Genomic DNA, 22,800 nt, shown 5'->3' with positions numbered 1-22,800 from the left:
CCTGAAGCCCTGAGTCAGCAACGAACGGCGGCATCCTCCAGTTGCCGCCATGCGTTCCACAACCCTGCCAAGTCGGCAGGGGGTAAGGCTGACAAACGGCAGGACGGTGAGAGCCCCCTCGGATGTGCAGCCGTCACGCCGCACATCATCCTCTGAGCGGCGTCAACGTTGCTCCAGCAGCATCGGCAGATACATATTTCCGATCACCAGCAACGGTCGCCGGTCCTCCACCAGCGACGAATACAGGGTCAACGAAAACACCCATTCCCCGCCATCCCGCTGCGGATTGGCCTGCTCGCGCCAGGTATCCACCGCCGTTTGCAGATTGCCCGCCGTACTGCTGTCGAGCGTCTGGTTGGGATACAGGTACACCGGCGTTTCCCCGACCAACCCATGGTTCGGTTCCAGTGGGTCGGTGGCCAGCTCGTAGGCATAGGCCACCCCGACGGTGATGCGTAGCCCGCCATTTTCCGCAGCGTCACCGAACAGGCTGTCGAAGGCCGCCTGCAGGGCTGCGCTGATCGTGGCAGGGGCAGTCGCCAGCGGCACGCGCTGGTCCCAGGCATTGAGTGGGGTGGCCACGCTGGCGGCTTCGACCCGGTCGGTCTGGAACACGAACGCCGGATTGGTCGAGGGCCCGTCGGCACCCAGCAGTTTCTGGTTGCGCTGGACCAGGATCGAGCCCGTCGCGTTCTGCCAGCGGGCGACGTTGAGCCCAGCGAAGACCAGGCTGAAGGTCGGCCACGACGCCGGGACATGGACACCCGGCGCCACCTCGTAACGGGACTCGCTGGCCGAGACGCTTGTGCGCTCCAATTGCACCATCAAGCCCGCTGCGGTCAATGCCCAGACCTGCGGCCATTGCCCGTCGGGACCGACGCCGGCGCTCAGTGCCGTCAAGCCGAGACTGGCGACTTCGCGACTGGTCTGCGGCCCACCCCGGTCGGTGACCCGCGCCTGGAAGCTGAACTGATCGGTGTCCGGGGCCTGCAGGCGCGCATCCGGGTGGCTGTCGACCAGGCGCACGTTCCAGCTGCCGGCGACCGCACGGGCCAGATCGCGCAGCGTATTGGCTGCATTGCTCTGCACCGGCGTCAGGGCGCCGCTTTGCGGCAGGTCGCCGAGGATGTCCCAGAGGCCATCGGCCACGGCGATATAGCGCGCCAACTCGACGAACAGATCCACGTCGCTGACGGCCAGTCGCATCATCGGGTCGGGGCGCAGGTTGTAGCTCAGGGTCAGGCTGACGTCGTCCTGCTCGGCATGCTCGTGGGAGTAGGTGAAGCGGTGGTCCCACAGCGCCAGGCTGGCGAGGCTGACCTCGCTGTCTGCGCGCAGGGTACTGAGGGCGCGGCCGCTGCGCAGGCGCTGGCGCAGTTCGGCGTTCAGCGCGGTGGCACTGGCGCGTTGCTCGACGATCACCGGCAGCGCCGGGAAATCCCGCAGCGCAATCGGCACCGAGACTTCACCCAGGTCGACGCTCAACGCCGCTGGAAGGTCGCTGCCGCTCAGCGGCGGGACGAAGGTCAGCCATTGCGACGCAGCATAGCCGTCGGGCAGGCCGGCGCTGGTGATATTGCGCTCCAGGTCGGTGATGCCGAAGGCCATGTTGGCGGTGACCGTGCGGTGGCTGGCGGGATCGGACACGGTCAGCAGCAGGGTGATGAACGGCGAGAAGTCAGTCAGCCAGCACTTGCCTGCGCTCATGCTCCAGGAGCGTTCCTCGCCGCCGCTGGTGACTTCGATGCCGCCGTACATGTCCGCTGGCAGCAATGCACTGTGCGGGTCTTGCCAGGCCGACGCGACCTCGCGGTTCAGTTGCACCAGGGTCGAGGCACTCCAGGCCCGGGACAGGTTGACGCCCAGTTGCTGTTGCAGGGTGGTGGCCGCAGCCGCCTGGCCGGCGACGGCATCCGGGTCGCTGATTGCCAGGACCGGCTCCAGCCCCTCGGGAATAGCTCCGGCCAGTTGGCGCTTGACCGCCACCAGGTCGCTGAGGGTCTGACGGGTATCCGGGGTACGGTACAGCGCGGCGACGTTGCTGGCGCCGAGGATGCGGTCCATGTCCGAGAGGAAACGCCCGGCCCAGGGCTCCACGTCGATGCCCTGGAAGTCGTGCTGGCTGCTGGCTTGCGACAGCGTGCCGTCGGGCAGCAAAACGTTGAGGCCGACGCCCTGGCGACTGACCAGGCTCTTGTACAGCGGGGTCAGGGCAAAGAAGCGCGGCTGCGGACCCGGAGCACCGGGCACCGTGGTGGCCCCGGCGATGCTCAGGGAGCGGATCCCGGTGTCGCCGAAGTTCACCGCCCACAGATCGCGGCTGTCCTCCAGGGCGCGGCCGGTGGCGATACGCAGGTCGGGCAGGGCCGCACGCATGGCGGCGATAAAGGCATTGAAGGCCAGGCCGCCGCCCTGGTCCTCGGCCGCAGGTACTAGCGGCGCCGGGATCGGGCTGCTGCTGCGCGACACGCCTGCGCTGTTATCGGCGGCGAAGTCCGGGTTGATCAGCGCCGTCGGCCGGCTCAGGGTCAGGCTCACATTGAGCGGGAAGGCCGGCCCCGGATAAGGCCCGCTGGCACCGATCGGCAGGCGGATACGCATCCCGCTTGGCGGTACCAGGGCCGGTGCCGCGGCGGCGAACAACGGTTTGTCGGCGTTCGCCGGGGTTTCGACGATTTCCTGGGCATTGACCTGCACCCCGGCTTCGGCGAAGCGCACGATCAGGCTGTTCAGGCAGTCGTTGGCCTGGGTGACCACGCTGGCCTGGCCTTGCGGGGCATCCAGGCGGATACCGCTGGCGATCAGGTTTGGCGTACCGACGTTGGCCAGGGCGAAGGCTCCGGCGCTGACCCCCAGCAGCCCGGCAATCGCCGATGGTGCGGTGGCGCTGGCGAATTGCGCGGGGGCGCAGATCAGCAGGGCGCCCGGGTTCAGCGCCTGGCTATCGTCGCCCATGCCTGCCAGCAGATCCGCCAGGGTCGCCGCAGGCGCCAGCTGTTGCAGCTGGCTCAGGGTGACGGCCAGGCTTTGCCCGCTGGCGGCGGTGGTCAGGCTGTAGGACTGGCCGCCGACGCGGATGCTCAGGGTCACGCCACCGGCCACGACCACTGGCATCTCCAGGTTGGCCGTGGCCAGGTCCAGGGTGTTCTGGGCGAAACGCGGGGCGATGGTGTCGAGGCTGTCGCCGCCCTGGATCGAGTAGGGCACCCGCACCTGTGCCGCGTCGCTCGGCCAACTCACCCGGCCCGGCAGGGCGAAGGCGCCGTCCGCCGGCACCGCGAGATCCGGGTTGGCACCCAGCAGCAGTTCCGCCGGGCAGGCGTGGGCATCGGCGAACTGGTGCAGCGTCTGTGCGCCGTCGGCGCTGATCCCCGCACCGGCGTTGAAGTCGCCCAGATACAACAGCGTGCCCATCTCGAACAGATTGACCGAGCGGGTATTCAGCGCCGCCAGGGCTGCCTGGTCCAGACCGCTGCCGTTGTGCCCCAGGCTGTCGTCGTTGCCCGCGACCCAGACCGTGCTGGAAATCAGCTGGTTGGCCTGGAAGATCGCCGGCAGCGCCTGATGGCTCTGGCCCAGGTCGGTGACGCTGATATTCACCCCGAGGGCGGCGAAGGCGGTGCAGACCTGCGCCAGCGAGCGGATCGGCGCCGGTGCATCGGCCTCGGTCACCGTGACCGACACCTGCTCGGCCTCGGACACCGCGACCGAGAAGGTGATGCCCGGGGTGAGGATGGTCAGGCTGGCGTTATCCCCGGCCAGCAACCCCGGCAGGGTGCCGAGGAGATTGGCCAGGGTCGCCAGGTTGGCGCTGCCGTCGGCGGTATTGCGGGTCAGTGCAGGCGACACCTTGAGTACCGCGCCGCTGCGCAGCGGCAGCTCGCCGTTCTCGCGGGCAGCGAGCAACGCCTCGGCAGTGATGCTCGGCCAGCCGCTGGGGCGGGTGATAGCGGCGATGCTCTGCGCCGTGTCGTTTTCGGCGAACAGCGCATAGGCCGGGACCTTCAGCAGGGCACCGACACCGAACAGGGCCTGCATTGGTACTTGCGCGTTGGCCAGGGCCATTTCCGCGTAGCGCAGGCTGTAGTCCTCGGCCAGCGAGGCGAGGGTGGCATTGGCCGGGGCACGGGCGGCACCCAGGCGCGATGCGCTGGCGCTGAAGGCCTGGGACGCGGCGGCGAAGCGCCACAGCGGTTGCTGGTCGATACCGTGGGCGGCGCTGATGTCGAGGCTGGTTTCCACCGCCGCGCTCAGCGGCTGGCCGAGTTGGTAGTAGGCCTTGGCGTAGGCTTCGGCCTGGCGCTCGGCGGTTTGCGCGGCCGCATCGCCGGGCTGGCTTGGCGACGGCATCACCGTGGCCGGGCGCGCCTCCAGGCTGATGCTCAGGGTCACCTGGGCATCGCTGACGCTGACCGCCCAGGCACTGACCTGCGCCGGCCAGTCACCGACGCCCAGCAATGGATCGGTATAGCCGCTGGGCAGGCTGACCTGGCCCTGGCCGGCGGGGTTGGCGCCGGTCTGGTTGCCGAAGATGTCCTGCAAGTTCAGCTCGACCAGGGCCGAGGGCAGGCTTGTGGCCCAGCCGAAGCCGCGATACGGGTCGTCGTCCGGGCTCGGCAGGCCGAGCACACGCGGCAGTGGCGACGCTGTGGCGAAGCGGTACAGCGGCAGGATCTGCTCATACAGCCAGTACGCATCGGCCTCTTCGGCCAGGCGCTTGTCGCGCAGCACACCGCGACGGATCAGGCGCTCGCGTTTCCACGCCGGCGGCGCGTCCTTGTCCACCGGAGTGGGCGGTGCCGGCATGCCCGAAGCCGCCATGGCGAAGGGCGAATCCTGGCTGGCCGGAATCTGCGTACCGAGCAGGCTGAAGAGTCTGCGGGCCTGCAACTGGGCGGTGCTCTCGGCCTGTTCCGGCGGCGCGTCCAGGGTCAGGTTGAAGCCGACGCTGCCCGCCGGTACCAGGGCCTGCAGAATGGTGTCTTCTTCGTTATGGTCCTCGGCATAGAGGGTGCCGATGGTTGCATCCAGCCCCGGCGCGACCAGCGCGCAGGTATTGAACGGCAACAGGCTGCGGCCCTGCGGCGCGCTGGCCTGCTGGGTGCCGGCGATCACCAGCAGATCGATAGTGGCGACGCCATTGGCATCCAGGGCACTGGCCGGCAGGCCTTTTTCCAGGCCCAGGGTGTAACCGGAGCCACCGACCACGCTGCCTTCCCAGAGCAGGGTGACGAAGCGCTCCAGCTCATTCAGCGACGCGGCCGGGGCCGGATCGCCGTCACGGGCCAGGCTGTGGACCCGACCGAGGGTGACGTCAGGGGCGCGCGGCACGCTTTCCGTGGACAGGTTGGCCTGGATCAGCCAGGTCTGCTCCGGCGTGCCGTCGAGCACGCTGACCCCGGCGGCATTGCCGGCATTCGGCGCCGGCAGGGCCAGTACCTTGACCACCGTGCCGGCGCTTTCGCCGGCCGCCAGCCAGGCGCGTAAAGCCAGCAAGGTCGGACGCTCGGCCTCGTCCACGCCTTGCAGGGCGAACAGGGTCAGGGTGTCGTTGATCTGCTTGATCGCCACGGGGATGCGGCAGGCCCAGGTGGCGCTCTCGACGGCGACCGCATCGCGCCCGGCGCTGGCGCCTTCGGCGGTGGTCAGCAGGTCGTAGGCCACGCTGGAACCGCTCAGGGCCTTGGCGCGCAGATCCGCCGGCAGCGGCCAGAGGGTCGGTTGGGCACCCACGGGCGGGGCGTCCATGCCGGGAATCGGCAGGACCACCGGGGTTTGCAGTTCGATACGCTGGGTCAGGCCGTAGGCTTTCGGCGAGCGTCCGGCCAGGGCCATGGCCGCTGGCGCCTTGACCACCGGCAGGCTCAGGCTGGTGGCCGGGCCCATGGCGATGATCTGCGCGTTGCTGTAGCGGTAGTTCAGGCTCTGCACCACTTCGGTGGGCACCGCCATGCCGACGGGGATCTTGCTGCGGGCGAGGAAGCGGCTGGCTGGCAGGGTGTTGGCAGCGGCGACCGCGCTGTCCACCAGGCTGATCCAACTGCTCTGGGCGGTCAGGGTCATGTCCAGCGCGGGTTCGTCGGCCTTGTCCGGCGAGGTGTCCACCGCCAGGTCGAACTGTTGGCCGGTGAGGTCGTAGAGCGGGGTGGGTTGTTGCGGGTCGGCGACCGCATGCCCTTGGGCGTCGGTCACCGGCTTCGGCGCGCGCAGGCCGGCCATCAGCGAGCGCGAGCCCTGGTTGACGATACGCGGCAGGGCTTCGCCGCCGAGCAATTGGTCGAGCAGTCGGTCGATGCTGATCACCGGCACCTGGGTCACGTTCAGTACGGTGTCGATGGCGTAGAGGCCGGCGAGATTTTCCAGGCGCACGGCGGCATCGGCAATGCTCAGTCCGTAAGTGTTGGCCAGCAGGGTGAAGCTCAGGCTCTGGTCTTCGCCGACCTTGGCCACGGCATTCGGCACCGGTACCAGGGCCAGGGGCGCGAGGAAGGCGGCCGGGCCGGCCCAGGCGAGGATGTTCGCCCAGGCATAGTGCCAGGTGCCCAGCGCCGGGTCGTTGCTGGAAGTCCAGCTGACATCCAGCAGCAAGCGCCGGGCCAGGTCGTCGAGGCTTTCCCCGGCGACGGCATACAGGTCATGGGTGAGCGGCAGCACATAGGTGTGGTCGCCGAGGTCGCTGACGGCGCCGAGGAAGGCCTGCCAGTCCGGCGCTTCCGGTGGCGACTGCGTGGGATAGACCTGGACCAGGGCCAGGGTCGCGGCGATACGGTCGAGGGTGTCGCCGGGCTGGGTGATGTAGGCGCTGGTCGGCTCCAGCGCATTGAAGCCCTGGGGCACCCGGAGGGTCTGGCCAGGCGGCAGTTCCTGGCTGTTCAGGCTGAGGTCGTTGCGGCTCAGTTGCGCGATCAGTTCGGCATTGCCGTCGAATACCGCCTGGGCGTACCAGTCCGCCGCGAGCAGGGGTGGCCGGCGATAGCGTACATAGGCCGTGGCGGCGGCCAGCAACGCGTCGGCTGGGCCGTTGTTCCAGGTCCGCAGCGGCAGGTCGAAGGGCATCGCTGGGTCCAGCAGTTCGGCGGATTCGCCGAGGCCGCTGCCGTCTGCCTCGAACAGCAGGCTGCTGCTGGCCAGGTTGAACAGGCTGGCGATGGCGTCCAGGGTTTCGCCGCTGGCGGCCTGGTGAATCAGGGTGCCCAGCTCGACGCTGTGCAGTGCGAAGGCTTCATTGGCGTTGTCCTCGGCCAGCACCTCCGGCGCGATGCCGAGGTTCACCGGCAGGCGGCTGCCCACCGGCGCACTGGCCAACTGACGCTCCAGAGCGGGATTGAGGAATAGCAACTCGGCGCTGCTGGCGCCCAGGGCCTGGGCGACACTTTCGACGGTATCCCCGGCGCGTACCGGGTAGTCGACGGTGGCGCTGGCGAAGCCCGCCGCCAGTTGCGCCAGGGACTGGCCCTGGCCGCTGCCGTCGTCGGCGACGCTGAGCGTGGTGCTGGCCAGCAGGTCGCCGGCTTCCTGCACGGCGGCCTTGGCCAGCATCAGGCAGTAGTCGCGGAAGATAAAGGTCGGGAAGGACTCGTAGGTCGCCGGATCGTCCAGGGCCGGACGCGGCCCGCTGGCACCGCCCACCGGCAGGTACTGGCCCATGTACTGCGCCAGTTGCCATTCGTACCAGGGACCGACCGGGTTGACCTTGGCGAAGTTCAGGGTTCCGCCTGGCGTGCCGCTGCGGGTCAGGCCCGGCGGCAGCGGCGCGACCATGCCGCCGACTTCGGTGACCGCGCCCGGATCGGCACCCAGCAGCAGGTGCAGGTTGGTGGCGAACAGGGTCTCCAGATGGCTCCAGGCAAAGGCCACATCGGCGCTTTGCGGGTCGTCGAGGACGGCGGCGAGCAGGGCCAGTTGGCCGGCGGTGAGCGGATCGGTCTCGGTCCGTGGGCCATCGGGAATGGCGTACAGCGCATAGAGCAGCACGGTACGCACCCACAGGTCTGGGGTCAGGCTCGCCGTGTCCTCGGCGCTGGCGGCGAGGGCGTGGTGCAGTGCTGAGCGCCGGGCTTCGGCGCGGGCGGTCGGTGCCTGTGGGTCGACCCCGGAGTTGGCGCAGAGAATGAACGCGGCGCGGTAGTTGGGCGCTGCATTGGCCTGCGCCGGGCCGCTCCAGGACACCGGCAAATCGCCGATGGAGATGCTCGGCAGCAGATAGAGCAGGGCGCTGCGCGGCTGGCCGTCGGGCCACTGGCTGCGGCTCGGGTCCCAGTCCCAATCGCTGCCCTCGACCAGCGCCAGGGCATTGCTCGCGCGCTTGCGCAGCAGCACCTGGTGCAGATGCTGGGCGCTGAGCACCGCTACCCGCTGCGCGCGATTGCGCCGTGCCCGAGGGCCGTAGCCGCCGGACAGGCTGCCGGCCCGTCCCGGCGCGGCCAGTAGGCGGCTACTCTGGAAGCCCTTGGGGTCGCCGCCCGGCGCGACGATCCATGGCGTCTGCTGCACCGAGCCGAGGGTGAAGGACAGCTCCAGCGAGACATGGAAACTGAAGGATATCTTGATGAACAGGATCTTCACCTTGGCCTCGGCGCGCACCGAGACCTTGAGGGTGAATTCGGTGGGTCGGTAGCACTCGAACAGCGCGCTGACCTGGGCATAGGCCTCAAGGCTGAGCGAGACCTTGATCACCTTGAAGTCCACGTAGCCGTAGACCTTGCCGTGCAGGGCGGCGATGCCCTGGGCGCGGAAATACTGGGCCGACGGCAGCCCGGCACTGGACGGGTTGAACCAGCCGAGCACGCCCTGGAAGATCACCTGCACTTCGACATAGGCACCGCCGCCGAGGATTCCGACGCGGATCTCCTTGCCCACCCCCACCGCCAGGCCGATGCCCAGTTCCAATACCGGCGAGAACGTACCGTTGCTGATGCGTGGCACCTGGCTCGAAGTGACCCCGTCGAGCAGGCCGAAATAGACCCCGCCGCGACCGATGAAAATATAGGCCTGGACCGAGAACGAACGGCTGAAGTCCTGGTTGTAGGGGAAGCCCAGGTCCACCTTGAAATTGCCGTTGGTGTAGACCTCGATCACCACGGTGCCCAGGGTCAGCGAGGCGATACCGATCTGGAAGGTACGGAAGGCATCGGGCAGGCGCAGCTCGACGCGGAACATGCCGACGTCATCGGAAATCTTCTTGTACAGGATCTCGAAGCGCAGCCCGGCGAGGCTGCCGGCCTTCTCGCCGTTGAGGCCGACCGACAGGCCGTAGAGGATCGGGTCGTTGAACAGGAAACCGAGGTCTACGGTATTGGCCATCAGGCCGATATCCAGGCCGATCAGCCACTGGCTGTCGGCGGAGAAGGCGACCCCGCTGCTGCCGGTGCTCGGCAGGTTGCCGGGATTCTCCACCGGCTGCATGAACTGCTTGAGCAGGGCCAGGTTGCCGGCCACGGTGTCCACCGGGTTCTGCAGGCGGATGCGCTGGCCGATACCCAGGTAGCGCAGCTCTACCAGCGAAGATCCGGTGCCCGGCACGGCGGGCGGCGGGTCGTTGACCACATCCCAGGCCAACGCATCGTCGCCGGTATAGGACTTGCCGAGCAGCGAACCTTCGAGAATCAGTTCCACCTTGCCGGCCCCGGCGCGGGTATAGCGCACGCCGATTGCCGAGAGGCTGCCGAAGCCCAGGTCGACCTTGGCCTTGTAGACGAATTCGACCACGTTGTTGGTCGGGTCGAGGGTGAAGACGAAGCTGGACAGCTCGATGCGCTTGAGCACGTCCCACGGCGAGTCGAGGGTAAAGCCCAGGGTCGGCGCAGCCAGGTTGACCAGGTACTCGAGCATGTCGCCCAGGGTGGTGCCGCCCAGTTGCACCGAGACCACCTGGTGGCGCGGGTTGGTGGTGCTGTCCTTGTCGCCGCGCCAGGCGGTAATGGCCTGGACCCAGATCGTATCGACGTAGACCTTGAGCAGGTAGGTCGGCTCGTCGACGCCCACGTCCATGCCCACTTCCACGCCGATGCGGTTGATCGAGAACTCGCCGCTCAGACGCCCCGAGGCCGGCTTGTCCGCCGGCGTGCTGCCGCTTCGGGCGATATCGATGCTGGCTGCTGCCGAGATCTTCAATTCCGTGCCGAACAGGGTCGGGGTCCAGCGCATGGAGATGGTGCCGCCCAGTTCATAGGACTTGTCGCCAGTGGAGAGGCTGACGTCGAGGCGGTCCACCATTAGCACGGGTACCGAGGCCGGAGCCCGGCCGAGGCCGAGGAATTGGGCGACCAGGTCGGTGAGGTTGATGCTGGTGCCCTGGTAGAGCCCGCCGGCGAAGCGCCAACCCTCGGGGGCGTCCGGGTCCTGCACCGGGTAATCGGCGCTGAACACCAGGCGCGGGCTCTCGTAGTCGTCGTTCGCGGCGGCGGGGAAGAACGAGAACACGCCATTCAGGCCGCCGCCGATCTTGCCGTTCTGTGCGGCGATCCAGAAGCCGATTTCCTCCAGGCGCAGGGTGATCACCACTAGGTTGATGTCCCAGCCCTGATCGACGCTGGGCGCGTCGTTGTCCGGGTCACCGAATACCACCAGGGTCTCGGCGGAATAATTCTGCAGCAGTGGATCGGCGGCGAACCCCAACTCGCTGACCACGGCGCTTTGCAGGCCTCCCACGGCTGGGCCTGGAGCGCCGAAGAAATAGCTGAAGGCCTGGCCGATGGGAATGTAGTCGCCATTGCGCATCTGGCCCTGGATGTATAACTGCGGCAGGCTGACCGAGACATCGATGTCGACTTTCTTACCGGTATTGGCGTTGTCGCCGAAGCGCAGGGTGCCGAACACCGCGCCGCTGACGGTGCCGGTATAGCGTGTTGCGCCACCGTCGACGCTGATTGCGCCCCAGCCCCAGACCCAGCGAGTACCAACACTGTGCAGGGTGACAAAAGGGACCGGCGGCGACCATTGCTGGTCGGAACCGATGGTCACGCCCAATGCCTGCAATTGCGGGAGTCCCCCTCCGGTCGGTGATGTGAAGGTGAGGTCGACCTCGCGAAACTTGAAGGTTTCCAGCAGCGGGAAATTGTCCGGCAGGGGCAGGGCGGGCAGGCCGAAGATGGTGCTCAGTTGCGCCATACCGCGAACGATCGAGGCGTGGGCCGGGTCGAATACGGCGGTCAGGCGCCATTGCGCCCCCACCACCAGCAATGGCGTGGACAGGTTGGCCACCAGCGCCGCGTTGTCGCGGCCCAGGCTGACGGTGCCGACCAGGTTGATGACCGAGAAGCTGGTACGGTTCCACAGTGCTTCATCGAGGTCATCGCGCACCAGCAGTTCCAGGCCGAGATTGCTCAGTGCCAGGCCCGCCGGGCCGCCGCCAGTTGGTGCCGGCGAGCCGACGTTGAGCGCCGGTGAACCGGCGGCCCTGGCCAACAGGTCCATGACCGGTACGTCGCTCCAGGTGGCCGGCATCTTCAAGGTGCCGCTCAAGGCCAGCGGCCATGGGGCGAGCATGTCCAGCGCTGCCGAAAAGGCGTCGTTGGCCGGCAGGCGTCCCGAGAGCGTCAGGCTGGCATCGGTCCGGCTATCAGCCTGGAACACGGGGGCCTCCAGTACCAGTCCTTGCAGGAAAGAGGGCTTCCAGACCACCGAGTCGCCGCCATCGACGGGCTCGCCCTGGGTCTGTGGCAGGCAGTAGGGATTGAAGAAATCCGAGAAGGTCCAGCCCGTCGAGGTGATGGCCAGGCTCAGTTGGAACAGACCGCTGCTAGCGTCGGTCTGGGTATAGAGCAATTGCCCATGGACCGCGAAGCGCATGCCTTGCGGATCGCCGGGCTGGCCGAAATGGCCGCTGGCGCTGAGGGTGACCCGGTCGAGCCCCTGGCTGAGGCTGGCGCTGGATAACAGCCAGGAATCATGGATGCCGAACAGTTCCAGCACACCACGTAGCGGCGCCAGCACGGATTGTGTCGAGGCTTGCCAGAGGTCGATGACGCCGTCGTGGATCGAGGCGTTCAGCGCGGAGTAAACGGTGGCGACAGACATAGATTACCTCGGAGAAAAAACTGGAGCTTCAGCACGACCCATCAGGGACGCGGGGTCAGACGACGCAGGTTGCGCTGTGCATGTGCAGGCGCGCGGGCGGCCCCGTTGGCGGGCGCAGGTGCTGGCGGCGGGCTGGTTCTGGCAACCTCGTCGGCCAGAGGAACGCTGGCGAAGGCCTCGGCGAGCTGCTTGCTGCTCTTGGGCAGGCGGTTGCTGGAAAAACCGATGAAACGGATGTTGCGCTGGTCCACGGAGGATTGCGCAGTCACCTCGTAGCCCCAGTTCATGCCTTCGGCGAACGCGGCGGTCGGGGCCGTCAACTCCTTGGCCGGAGGGAAGCTGAAGTTGCCTTTCTTGGTTTCCCGCCCCCAGTACAGGTTGGTGTAGTAGTTCTGGTCGGTCTGGTAGGTGTAATTGGTATTCAGCGCGCCCTGGGTGTTGGAAAGCGGTACGTCGAAGTAGGTCGAGACCAGGTGATTGGGCTGGACATGTTCATCGGCCCACCAGGGGCCGCGATGGTCGGCGAACGGCAAGAACGCGTTGATGGTGTCCAGGGAGGGATGGTCATGGCTGGTGTCTGCGCTGACGATGATCGTCGCGCCGTAGGTCAGCGAGGCGAAGGTCCTGACCACTTGCGCGGCCTCCTTGCTGATGAGCGCGTTGGACACCTTCAGCCCGAAGGTGGTAGAGCGGCTGCCATGGTGCGGTGCCTGGAGCATGAAAGAATTGGACAGCCAGACTTTGTGTTCGAGGAAATGCCGATTGACGAACTGGAAGGTCGAAAAGGTCGCGTCGCCGAAGATCACCGCGCCGACGTTGAACATCTGCAGGTAGATGCCCAGCGAGGTCGAGTTGGCCAGGTTGCCGTCGGGCTCATCGTAGGCTGCGTAGGCAACATCGACGTCTACTCCCTGTTTGGTATCGGCCATCGGTGTATTGACCGCGATCACATAGGCATTGACGGTCTCGTTGCCCCAGACCGAGTGCCAGTGCTGCGGGTCGCCCGTGGGGAAACTGCTGGTGCCCACGGCGAAGTTCAAGACATGGGTGCTGGCATCCTCGGTACGCTTGCCCAGTTCGCCCAGCACATTCTTGGTTTTCTTGCCGGCGTACCACTTGTAGCGACCGCTATGGAATACGTGGCCGATCTTCATGTTCGGCAGTTCTTCCAGCAGGCCGCGGATCAGGTTGATGTGGTCGGCATCCTTGTGCGAAAGAAAGACCGCGTCCAGGTAGCCTTCGTCGTCATCGCTGCGCGCGATGATCTGCTGCTTGAGAAACTGGATGGTCGGGCGTCCCGCACGGCGGCGGGTTTTTGTCGAGCCGAGGTCGAAGAGGGCGTTGGCAATGACGTTATCGTCGTCGTCATACCCTTCGAAATAGGTACACATGCCCTGGCCGACATCCAGGCAGTAAAGGCGTTGTTTGCTCATGGGCAGCGTCCCTTGCTGTTGATTTTCAGATAACCGGCGGCGTGCGCCGTCCGGAACGCGCCAGGCGCTTGCTGTCCGGCGTTCGCCGGGCCACCTGGCGCGGTGCCGGGGCGGCAAGCACGGCTTGCTGTTTCTTCTTGTCCTCATCCTTGAGGTAGGCCGCGTACCACCCCAACGAAGTCTTCGGGCTGCCGGGAGCGCCGAACAGCATCAGGTCGGCATTGCCCGGCGGGAAGCTCCAGGCCAGCACCGACAGGGCGAAGCGGCGCATGCGCAGCAGGTAGTTGAGGCGGTTGTCGCTGTCGCGCCAGGTTTCGAAGAGGAAGGTGCGAAAGCCCAGCTTGAGCACGCCCTGCAACGGCAGGCTGCCATTGATGGCATTGGACATGCCCAGCTTGATCCCGAAGTAGACCGGTGGGTCGCCGGCCACCGGCTCCGGGCCCCAGGCGGCGAGCACGGTGATCTTCAGGCCGATGGCGCCGCTGAGGGCGCCGAGGGTGCCCATGTCCAGGGCCAGGCTGAGGCCGAACCAGGGCGCCGCCAGGGGTTGCTGGTCCAGGGGCGCGCCGATGGAGGTGAAACCGAGGCTTTCCGGGGTAGCCCCTTGCGGCGGCTGGCCGACGGGGGCCAGGTCGGGGGCGGCGACCAGGCCGTCGAGGCGCAACGGAAAGTTCTCCACCAACGAGGCCGGACGCGCCAGCGAGGCGCCGGGGCCGGTGTTGAAACCGACCCCGGCCTCGCCGGAGGTGAAGCGTTGCTGCGACGGATCCTCCATGGCAAAGGACATGGCCACCACCAGCCCTTGAAAACTCAGGTAGCCGTTGACCGCGTCGCCGGGCCCATAGCCGAACAGGTCGAACTCGGGAATCTCGACGAAGGCCAGGCGCCCCGCCAGCACGAAGTTGGCGGTGAGTAGGCCGTCCACCGGGGCGGCGGCGGTCTCCAGCCGGCAGTCGCGGATATCGATGGAGGCCAGGGCCGCGCCATTGCTCTGGAACACGTTGTTGCCCAGCAGGCTGAAGGAATAGCTCGGCTGGCCACCAATACGCTGATAGCTGCCAGTGAGGATCAGGTTGTTACCACGGGCCCGATCGACCTTGGCCAGCCATGAGGCGAACAGGCGGTTGACCATCAGCTCGGCTTCGGCGGAGAAGTCCACCACCCGCGCATTGTCGAAGCGCACGCGCATGGAGAGGGTCTTGTAGCCGAAGGGGATGGTGGTGGAGGCCACCAGGTCGTCCGGGTCGTTGTAATCGATCAGGCCGAACACGGCGGTCTGGCCCAGGTCGATGATGCCGTTTTGCGGCGTGTACGGGGTCAGCGAGAAGCCGACGTGATGGGCGTAGAAGCGCGAGCGGTCGACCCCGGCGGCCATGAAGCGCAGGGCCGAGGGCATGTCCTGGAAGTCGATCGGCGCATTGAGGAACAGCACGCCGTTCCAGCGCGGGTTGTCCAGCACCTCGTGATAGAACAGCACCAGCGGATCGCTGTCGCCGATATCCGGGTCGAGAACGGCCAGGCGCGCCTTGCTGATCACCGCGTCGAGTGCGGCCTGGGTCGGGGCCAGCGAGCCGTCCGCAGCCTGCGCGACTGCTGGCCAGCACCAGGCGCCGGTGTCCGCCGCGAGGTCGGTGATGGCCCGGCCGCAGTACTTGAACAGCATCAGCGTCGGGGTCAGGGCGTCGTTGCGCCAGGAGCGCGGCGAGAGTTGGAAGGTCCAGCCTTCGATATCGGCGCGCAGTAGGCCCGCCGCCGCTTGCGCCGCGGCCAGGTAGTCGCCGGCGCTGGCCGCCACTGCGGCATCGAACGCGGCTTCGTTGGGGAATTCCGGGTAGCCGAGTGCCTTCAGGGCATTGTTGATCGCCTGGGCCTGGGCGGCCGGGACCCCGGCGGCGAGCAGGCGCGAGACGGCGTTGGCGGCGGTCAGTTGATAGGCCACCGAGCTGCCCTGGTCCATGAAGGTGTCGACGTCGGCCACCACCATGAACAGCTGGTTGGATTGCAGCGCGGCCTGGAAGGGCGGCTTGACCTCGGTGAGGATCAACTGCCCGGTATCCGACTGCGGCATGTTGGCGAACAGCACGCCGGCCCATGCCGATTGCGCGGCGTCGAGCACGGCGATCAGGCCGCTGGGGGTAACGCCCAGCGGTGGGGTGTCGGCATTCGCAGCCTCGGCCGGCACGCCGAGGCGCAGGCGTCCGGTGGGCGCGCTGCGCGGTGCTTCCAGTGGCGGCAGGCCGATCAGCTTGCGCCGGATGGGCGCCAGGGCGGCGTCCTCCAGATGGGCGGCCTGGTCGATCGCCTGCGGTGCAATCCGTGCATAGACCCCCATGGGCCAGACCACCGGCGTGCTCTGCTGGCTCGCCTGCAAGGTCGGCAGGGTGGCGGCGTTCATGTTCAGGTAGGAGAGGAAACCCGCCACCGGCACCCTGGCTGCGTTGAACAGCGGCGAGCGCGGCGGCTGTGCTTCGTAGCTGCGGCCACCGCCGCCATCGGACAGCACGGTGGCCCAGGCGGTGGTGCCGAGGTCGCTCAGGGCTGCGCCGTTCGCCTCCTCGCGGGCGGGCGGCAGATAGGCCGCGCCATTGGCCTGGAACAGCAGCAGTGAGGTGCTGTCCTGCGGCAGCACCACGGTCTCGGTACCGGCGACGCCGAGGATCAGGCGCGTGTTGCCATCGCTGCTGTGCGCCTGTTGGGGCGTGCCGAGGTCGAACAGGCCATCCGGCGCCAGGTGCCAGACCAGGTTGGCACTGGCGACATCCGCGGCATCGAACAACGGGGTACGCCCGAAGCTCAGGCGCGCCCCCGGCAGGTCGCCGCTGCTGGCGCGTGGCGTGGCCAGGGTGGTGTGTCCGGTATTGCTCAGTTGGGCAAATCCCAGGGTCGGCACGCTGCCTTGCCCGGTGGCGAAGACCAGCGCACTGCGTTGCGGTAGTTCGGGGTTCAGCGGATCGAAGGCCACGGCCAGGTCGAAGGGCGTGGCGTCCAGTTGGCGGAACAGCGGCATGTCGATCAGGTTGACTTCGCCCACCGGGCTGTCGATATCAGCTTCGCCGTAGCGCAGCATGACGCCGAGACGCTGCATGTCGTCGGCCTCCTCGTCGAGGCCATTGCCGGCGCGGATACCGAAGGTCAGGCAACCCAGCTGCGTACCGTTCAAGGGCAGTGGGCATTGGGGTTGGGTGGCGGCATAGACGCCACCCGGGGCGAAGAAAGACAGGCCAGCGCCGTCGAACAGCAGGCTGTCGCTGCCGGCGACCAGGCCGCTGCCACCTTTTATCGCCACCGCGTATTGGCCGAGGCCGAAGCGCATATCGCGCACTACCCGCCAGCCGCCGCTCGGCTCGCCAACGGGCAGCGCGTCGATGCCCTGGGTCTGCCACTGGCTGGCGCTGTCCGCCGGGTTGGCGATCCACAGCAGGCGCAGCCAGCCCTTGGGCGACAGGCGCGGCCACAGTGCGCGCAGGTCAGCGACGAACGTCGCCGGATCGGCGGGTGCGTTCGCGCAGAACAGATAGGCGCCGCCCTGGTCGGCCCAGGTCTGCGCCAGGCTGGCGCTGGCGCCGAGGTCGCTGCCGGGGCTGGCCAGATAGCCTGCCCAATAGTGCTCCAGGCCACTCTCTGCGAGGGTGGAAAGGCGGTAAAGACCCGCCGTGACGTGTTCGAACACCGGTACGCTCATGACGGCTCCCTGTCGCGAGGCGCTGATGGATCAGGGCTGGGTGGTGATAACGGCATCACCCGGCAGCAGTGGTACAGCCAGCGGTGTCCAGCCTGGGGCATAGTTGCCCAGCCCGCTCCAGTCCAGGCGCAACGGCCAGGCGCCGGTGCCCAGGGCTGCGGTTGGGTCCAGCACGGCGGCACCCAGCCCGCGCAGCACCCGCACGCCATGCACCGGCAGCGCCGCAGGCACTGGCATGCGCCCGGCCAAGGCCAGCAGGTTGGCCACGGTGGTGCCCACCGGTACCACCAGCGGCGTGCCGTCGAGGGTGACCCGCAGGCACGCCTTGGGCACCGCGCGACCGCGGAAAAAAGCCACCGGCACGGTGCCGCCGGGCACGTTGCTGGCGCTGTTCAGGGCGGTGAAGCTGGCGGCTGCGGCGAGCGTGAAGTTGTTGGTCGTGGTAGTGATTGCCGGGTCGCTGGCGCTGGCCAGGGCAGACGGCGAGAACAGGCGGTAGAACGGGGCGATGAAAGCCGGGAAATACAGGTCGGCGGCATCGGCGACCCCGCCCATCTGCTGGGTGCTGTCATGGGATGGCGGCGGGTTGACCGAGAGTGCGCCGCCGCTGACCAACTGACCGATAAAGGAATCCCAGCCGGTGCTGATGCTGCCCGAGCTGTCGACGAACTGGCCGACCGGGTAGTCCACCGTCGGCCCGGCGACATAGCCGTTGCTCCACTTCAGGTCCGAGGCGGTCGAAGAGATAGTCTGGAAGGGGCTGGCGGCGACCCGCAGGATCATCCCCGGCCGCAGGTCCACCGAGCCGAGGGTAGCCCCGGTATCGGGGGAGGGGAACGCCAGGCCGAAGCCGTAGTACAGCGATTCCTCGAAGGTCTGCGGCATCACTCGGGCCAGGGCGTCCTGCACGGCGATGATGCCCCACGCAGCAGCACCGGCGCTTTCCAGGGCCTGGAGAAAGGCCACGTAGGCCTTCAGCAGGCCGCTGCGCAGGGGGCTGCTGTCGAAGGTCCAGGGCGAGTCGATGCCGCTGGAGGCGATGGCGAGACTGTAGGGGTAGGTGGCACCCGGGGCCGCCGCCAGGGTGAATGGGCCGTTGCTGATGGGCAGGCCGCTGAGGGTGCCGGTCTTGCCGATCTGCGGCAGGTACAGGGTCAGCGCGGCGGCCGGTGCATTGCCACTGAGGGCGGTGCTCAGGGTTTGCGCCGGGATCAGGTGCGGGAAGCTGGTCGAAGCGGCTTGCGCGGATGGAATGAAGGCGCTGCGGTACAAGGCCGAGGCCTGGTTGGACGGGCCGATATTGGGGGTGCCGAGCACCGGCTGGTTGGCCTGGACCACCACGCTCAGGCTGGCCTCGGCGTTGCTTGGGGTGTAGGCCCAGCTTTGTTCGAGCACCCCGGCGCTGGAGGTGAAGGCCTGGTCCACGCTGGTCGTGCCGGTCACGGTTTTCAGTACCGAAATCCGATAACTCTGCCCCTCACTCACGGCGCTCCAGCGGGCGCTGAGGGTGGCGCCGTCGTAGTCCACCGCGACATCCCGCACGGGCGTGGTGGCCAGGGCGAACGGCGCGCTGGCAGGGCCGACGAGGGTGCAGCCATTGACCACACCGGCGCTGCGCAAGGTGATGCGCGCCGGATTGCCGCCGCTGGCCAACTGGGCGGGGGTAAGCGTGGTGCTGGTGCCGCTGAGGTCCAGGTGCTGGCCGCCGGGCAGGCTCAGGCGGTAGCCAGGAGCGCCGCTCAGGACGGCCCAGCTCAGGGTGCCGCTGCCACTTACCGAATCGGTGTCCCAGGTGCTGATCTGCGGGATCGTCAGCGGCACGCCGAGGGCCGTGGTGCTGGTGTTGCGCACCACGCCCGTGGCGGGCGCCAGGCCGACGCTGAGGGTCGCGCCGTCGACGTTGACCGGCAGGGCCAGGCGTGCGGTATTGCCGTTGACGCCGAGGCTGCTGATGGCCGCGCCGTTGAGCAGCAGGCTGACCGTGGTAAGTGCGGGGCTGGTCAGCGACGTCGGGGCTTGCCAGGTGACATCGATACTGCCGCCATCGGCGCTGACCACCAGGCTGGTGAAACTGGCGCTGCCGGTGATGATCGGCAGCAACTGGCCCTCGGCGCCGACGCCGCCGTCGGTGCCGAGGGCGATGATCTGCGCGACCCAGGCCTGGGCGCTGTCCAGCGCGGTGTTCAGGGTGATGCTGCCCGAGGTGGCGCTGGCATCGCTGACCGTAGCGGCAAAACTCTGCCCGCTGGACAAGGACACCGCCTGCAGGGTGTAACCGGTCACGGCCGGGTTGTAGGGCATGACCCAGTCGAGCTTGAGTGCGCTGCCGTTATAGTCGACCGCAGTCAGCACCGGGCGCGTCGAGACGATGGCGGTCAGCGGGCTGACCAGGCCGGCGCCGCTGGCGGTGAGGGCGGTGACCGAGAGCTGGAAGTTCAGGCTGTCGGCCAGGGCGGCGGGCAGGGCCAGGGTGGCGCTGCTGGCATTGCCGCCGGGGACGTCGACGCTGTAGCCGGTGGCGCTGGCCAGGTTGCTGGCGCTCAGGCGGTAACCGACGATTGCGCCGGCATCGCTGCCGGTCCAGCGGGCGACGATACAATTGCCGTCGCGGTACAGATTGGTCTTGCCCAGCACCGGGCGGACCATCGACGTCGGCGGAAAACTCGCAGCGTTGGAGCGAGCGCTGGCGCTGTTCTCGCCGACTGCGGCGACGTACACCTGCCACTCCGAGTTGTCGCCCAGGCCGCCGCCGAGCTTGTCGTTGTCGACCACGGCGAAACCGGTCTGGGCGCCGCTGACCGGGATGTTGTAGGTGGTGCCGATGCTCTGCGACACCACGACGATTTCATAGCCGGCCGCCGCCTGCGACGAGGGTTGCCATGTCACTCGCAGGCCGAGGCCGTCGTACAGCGCCTCGTCCAGGGTGGGGCGCACGGTGGGCAGGATCACCGGTGCGCTGTTCTGCCCCGAACTGGTGCCCCACTGCGCCTGGACCACCACTTGGTAGGTGACGTCGGTGTTCAGTGGCTGGTTCAGGGGCAGGTTGCCGATCCCGGTGTTCCGGCCCTGGAAGACCGGGCTCTGGTAGGCGACCACGGGAGTGCCTCCGCCCAGCCAGGCCAGCTGGATGATGTAGCCGGTGACGCCAGTGTCGCTCGAGGGGGTCCAGATCACCCGCACGTTGCTGCCGTCGTAGATGGCGGACTGGATAACTGGGTCGTTGCTGTTGTTCTGAACTTGTGCGTGGACGGCCATGCGTGCCTCCGGAAGAAGGGCTGGAAAGAGGAAAGCCGGAATAGAGGGGCGTCAGGGGATGCGCTGGCGCATCCCCGCTGGCGTCACTGGTCGGGGGTATTGTCGAAGTCCTGCAGCCACTCCTTGGGCAGGGTGGCGCGGATTTCGGCGCGGCTGCGCAGTGGCATGCGTTCACCCACCGAGGCCAGCGACTGCTGCATATTGGCGTCGCCGGTGAGCAGGCCGCCGGCGTAGTAAGTGCCTGCGGTCGGGTAGGGTTGGGTCAGCAGGTTATGGACCTTGCCGCTGTACTGCTCCAGGTTCAGTTCGGTGACCATGGCCTTGCCGTCGATGCTGCTCAGTTCATCGCCGACCCGCAGGTAGCGGGCCTGTACCGGCAGGCCGTTGGCAAGGATCATCGGGTGAGTGCGGGTGACCAGGACGTTCTGCCCGCCATCGGTCTTGATCCGGATCATCGGATGGGGTTCGGTGCCCAGGGTGGTGCCGTACACGTCGTTGGTCTTGCCGTCGGCGCTCTTCACCGACTCGCCGCCCTTACCGGTAAAGGCTTCCACTGGGCGCTTGCTGCCGTCGGCCAGGGTGATCTCGGTGCCCTCGGCCAGGCAACCCTGCATGATGTATAGCGGCGGGATGATATTGACCCCCGGGGTGCCGAGGTAGGTGCGGTCGCTGGTGAAGTTCAGGGTGCCGAATGGCGGCTGCTGGCCCGGGCTGCCGTTGAGCGAGACATAGGCGGTAACCCACAGGTTGGCGGCGGTGCCGTTGTAGTAGTTGATGCAGTTGCCGGTGTTGGGGAAGGCCGAGGCCGGGTAGTTCCACGAGATGGTCTGGTCCTTGGCTGTCCAGTACTGCTGCTCGAGCACGGTGCCCTGCTGGAAGTACACGTTGCAGCCACCGCCGGCGGGGTTCTGGATATAGATCGAGGTAACCCCGGCCGGTGGCGAAACCACGGTGTTGGCGAAAGTGGCCGAGCCCGACAGCGGGAAGACGAAGTTGGTCGGGTGTGCGTCGGCGTTCCAGTAGTCGCATTCCTGCTGGCTGCCGCGGTACCAGCACAATTTGATCGGCGTGGTGTTGGCCTTGGTGTTGGTGCAGGTGGTCTCGTAGGTGCCGGTGCAGTTGCCGTTGTTGCGCACGCAGTAGTTCGGCTGGTTGAGGCAGGCGCTGGTGGGGTTCAGGGTGTCCTGGAAGGTCTGCACGAAGACCACCGGCGGTTCGATCGGACCGGCGTTGGCCGGGTAGTAGTAGAACAGGCCCTTGGCCTGGGTGGTCGGGTTACCGTCCGCAGCGGGCAGCAGGCCGGAGACCTGCACACGGAAATCCGTGCCCTGGCTGAACTGGCTGCTGGACTGGGTGGCGTAGACCTTGCCGGTTTCCACCTCGTACAGCTCCATGACGATGGACGTGGAGGTGGTCCCGCCTACCACCGAGGAAATCCCCGTGGCCTGGTAACCGGGCTGGGCGGCCGCGAGGGTCGCCTTGGCCTTGTTGGCGCTGGCACCGTTGTCCTGGGAGAAGGTGGCGATGAAGTTGAGGTTCTGGATGCCGTCCGTGGCAGTGGCATTGACTGCCAGTGCGCGGTTGGGGCGGGCGGCGTTTTTCTTCAGCTCGGCGACACCGATGTCCCGGCCCTTTTCCAGGGTGCGGAATAACTGCGGCGAGTTCTCCGGGGTTTTCCCGGCGCGCTTGAAGGTTTCGGTGATGTACCGGTAGTGCAGCGGATTGGCCAGGTCGAGGCGATGCGGGATGCCGGGGCTGACTTCTGCATCCAGGGCCTTGATGTCGGTCAGGGTCTCGGCACTGAGTGCTTTGCTGTCGGGGGTCTTGTAGGCGGCCTGGACCGGAGCGATCGCCACGGGGGCGAGTACGGCCAGAGTGAGAAAAGCGTGACGCACAGCTCGAACGAAATCGCGAGTCGCCATGATGTCTTCCCTGAGGTGGTGGCTAGCGGCTCACTGGCACCCTGTGCCAATCCTTATGAGCGCTGGGTACTCAAAAACATAGTAGGGGGGGTAGGAAATTGCAAATTAATATTTCGGTGGTTTTTAGTGCGCTAAATAAGTTTTTGTTCTGAGTAAACGCCCGTAAATATTGCGTCAGAAGGCTTTTTGTGACCGTTCGGTCAGTCTCTGCGCGGCGGAATTCGGGGCTTGTGACGGGGCGGGTGGAAAAGTCGGATGAGGCTTTTTGACATCATCTTTGTCGAGGTTGGCCGTCGACGGCGACCGGGTCGAACACAAAACAATCGCCAACGCCGGACACGCCATGGCGCCCGAGCAGCCTCGTGCAATGGCCGACGCCATCGCCGAGTTTGCGCAGCACGTGTATGCGAGCCAATCAAGCGCGCCGGTTTTCAACTCAACCGACATGGGCCACCCCCAAGGCCCATGTTGTTGCGCCAATTGGGCAAAG

The 22,800-nt window shown here is 67.2% G+C and carries 6 protein-coding genes; all 6 read right to left on the bottom strand.

The window, feature by feature from the left end; genetic code table 11:
* Positions 1-162: 162 nt before the first annotated feature.
* Positions 163-12,018 (bottom strand): hypothetical protein, encoded by an 11,856-nt coding sequence (locus ACVWZP_RS06860; protein WP_457369595.1) that lies wholly within the window; start codon positions 12,016-12,018, stop codon positions 163-165.
* A 41-nt stretch (positions 12,019-12,059) separates the two neighbouring features.
* Positions 12,060-13,451 (bottom strand): hypothetical protein, encoded by a 1,392-nt coding sequence (locus ACVWZP_RS06855; protein ID WP_457369594.1) that lies wholly within the window; start codon positions 13,449-13,451, stop codon positions 12,060-12,062.
* Between the two features lie 25 nt (positions 13,452-13,476).
* On the bottom strand, positions 13,477-17,133 hold the full coding sequence (locus ACVWZP_RS06850; protein ID WP_457369593.1) for a hemagglutinin protein: 3,657 nt from the start codon (positions 17,131-17,133) through the stop codon (positions 13,477-13,479).
* A gap of 30 nt (positions 17,134-17,163) precedes the next feature.
* Positions 17,164-20,388 carry a hypothetical protein gene (locus ACVWZP_RS06845; protein WP_457369592.1) on the bottom strand — a complete coding sequence of 1,075 codons (3,225 nt, stop codon included), beginning with the start codon at positions 20,386-20,388 and terminating at the stop codon, positions 17,164-17,166.
* Between the two features lie 83 nt (positions 20,389-20,471).
* A complete protein-coding gene (locus ACVWZP_RS06840; protein ID WP_424801746.1) occupies positions 20,472-22,310 on the bottom strand; it encodes a Hint domain-containing protein in 1,839 nt (612 codons plus the stop codon).
* Positions 22,311-22,581: 271 nt separating this feature from the next.
* Positions 22,582-22,725 (bottom strand): hypothetical protein, encoded by a 144-nt coding sequence (locus ACVWZP_RS06835; RefSeq protein ID WP_457369591.1) that lies wholly within the window; start codon positions 22,723-22,725, stop codon positions 22,582-22,584.
* Between the last annotated feature and the right edge of the window lie 75 nt (positions 22,726-22,800).

The organism is Pseudomonas sp. TE36184, from assembly GCF_054060055.1.
The sequence above is the reverse complement of the archived record's forward strand: the minus strand, read 5'-3'. Positions and strand labels throughout refer to the sequence as shown.

Excerpts from the sequence above, each read along its gene's own strand:
- ACVWZP_RS06860 (WP_457369595.1), bottom strand. The coding sequence starts at position 12,018 with ATGTCTGTCGCCACCGTTTACTCCGCGCTGAACGCCTCGATCCACGAC.
- ACVWZP_RS06855 (WP_457369594.1), bottom strand. The coding sequence starts at position 13,451 with ATGAGCAAACAACGCCTTTACTGCCTGGATGTCGGCCAGGGCATGTGT.
- ACVWZP_RS06850 (WP_457369593.1), bottom strand. The coding sequence starts at position 17,133 with ATGAGCGTACCGGTGTTCGAACACGTCACGGCGGGTCTTTACCGCCTT.
- ACVWZP_RS06845 (WP_457369592.1), bottom strand. The coding sequence starts at position 20,388 with ATGGCCGTCCACGCACAAGTTCAGAACAACAGCAACGACCCAGTTATC.
- ACVWZP_RS06840 (WP_424801746.1), bottom strand. The coding sequence starts at position 22,310 with ATGGCGACTCGCGATTTCGTTCGAGCTGTGCGTCACGCTTTTCTCACT.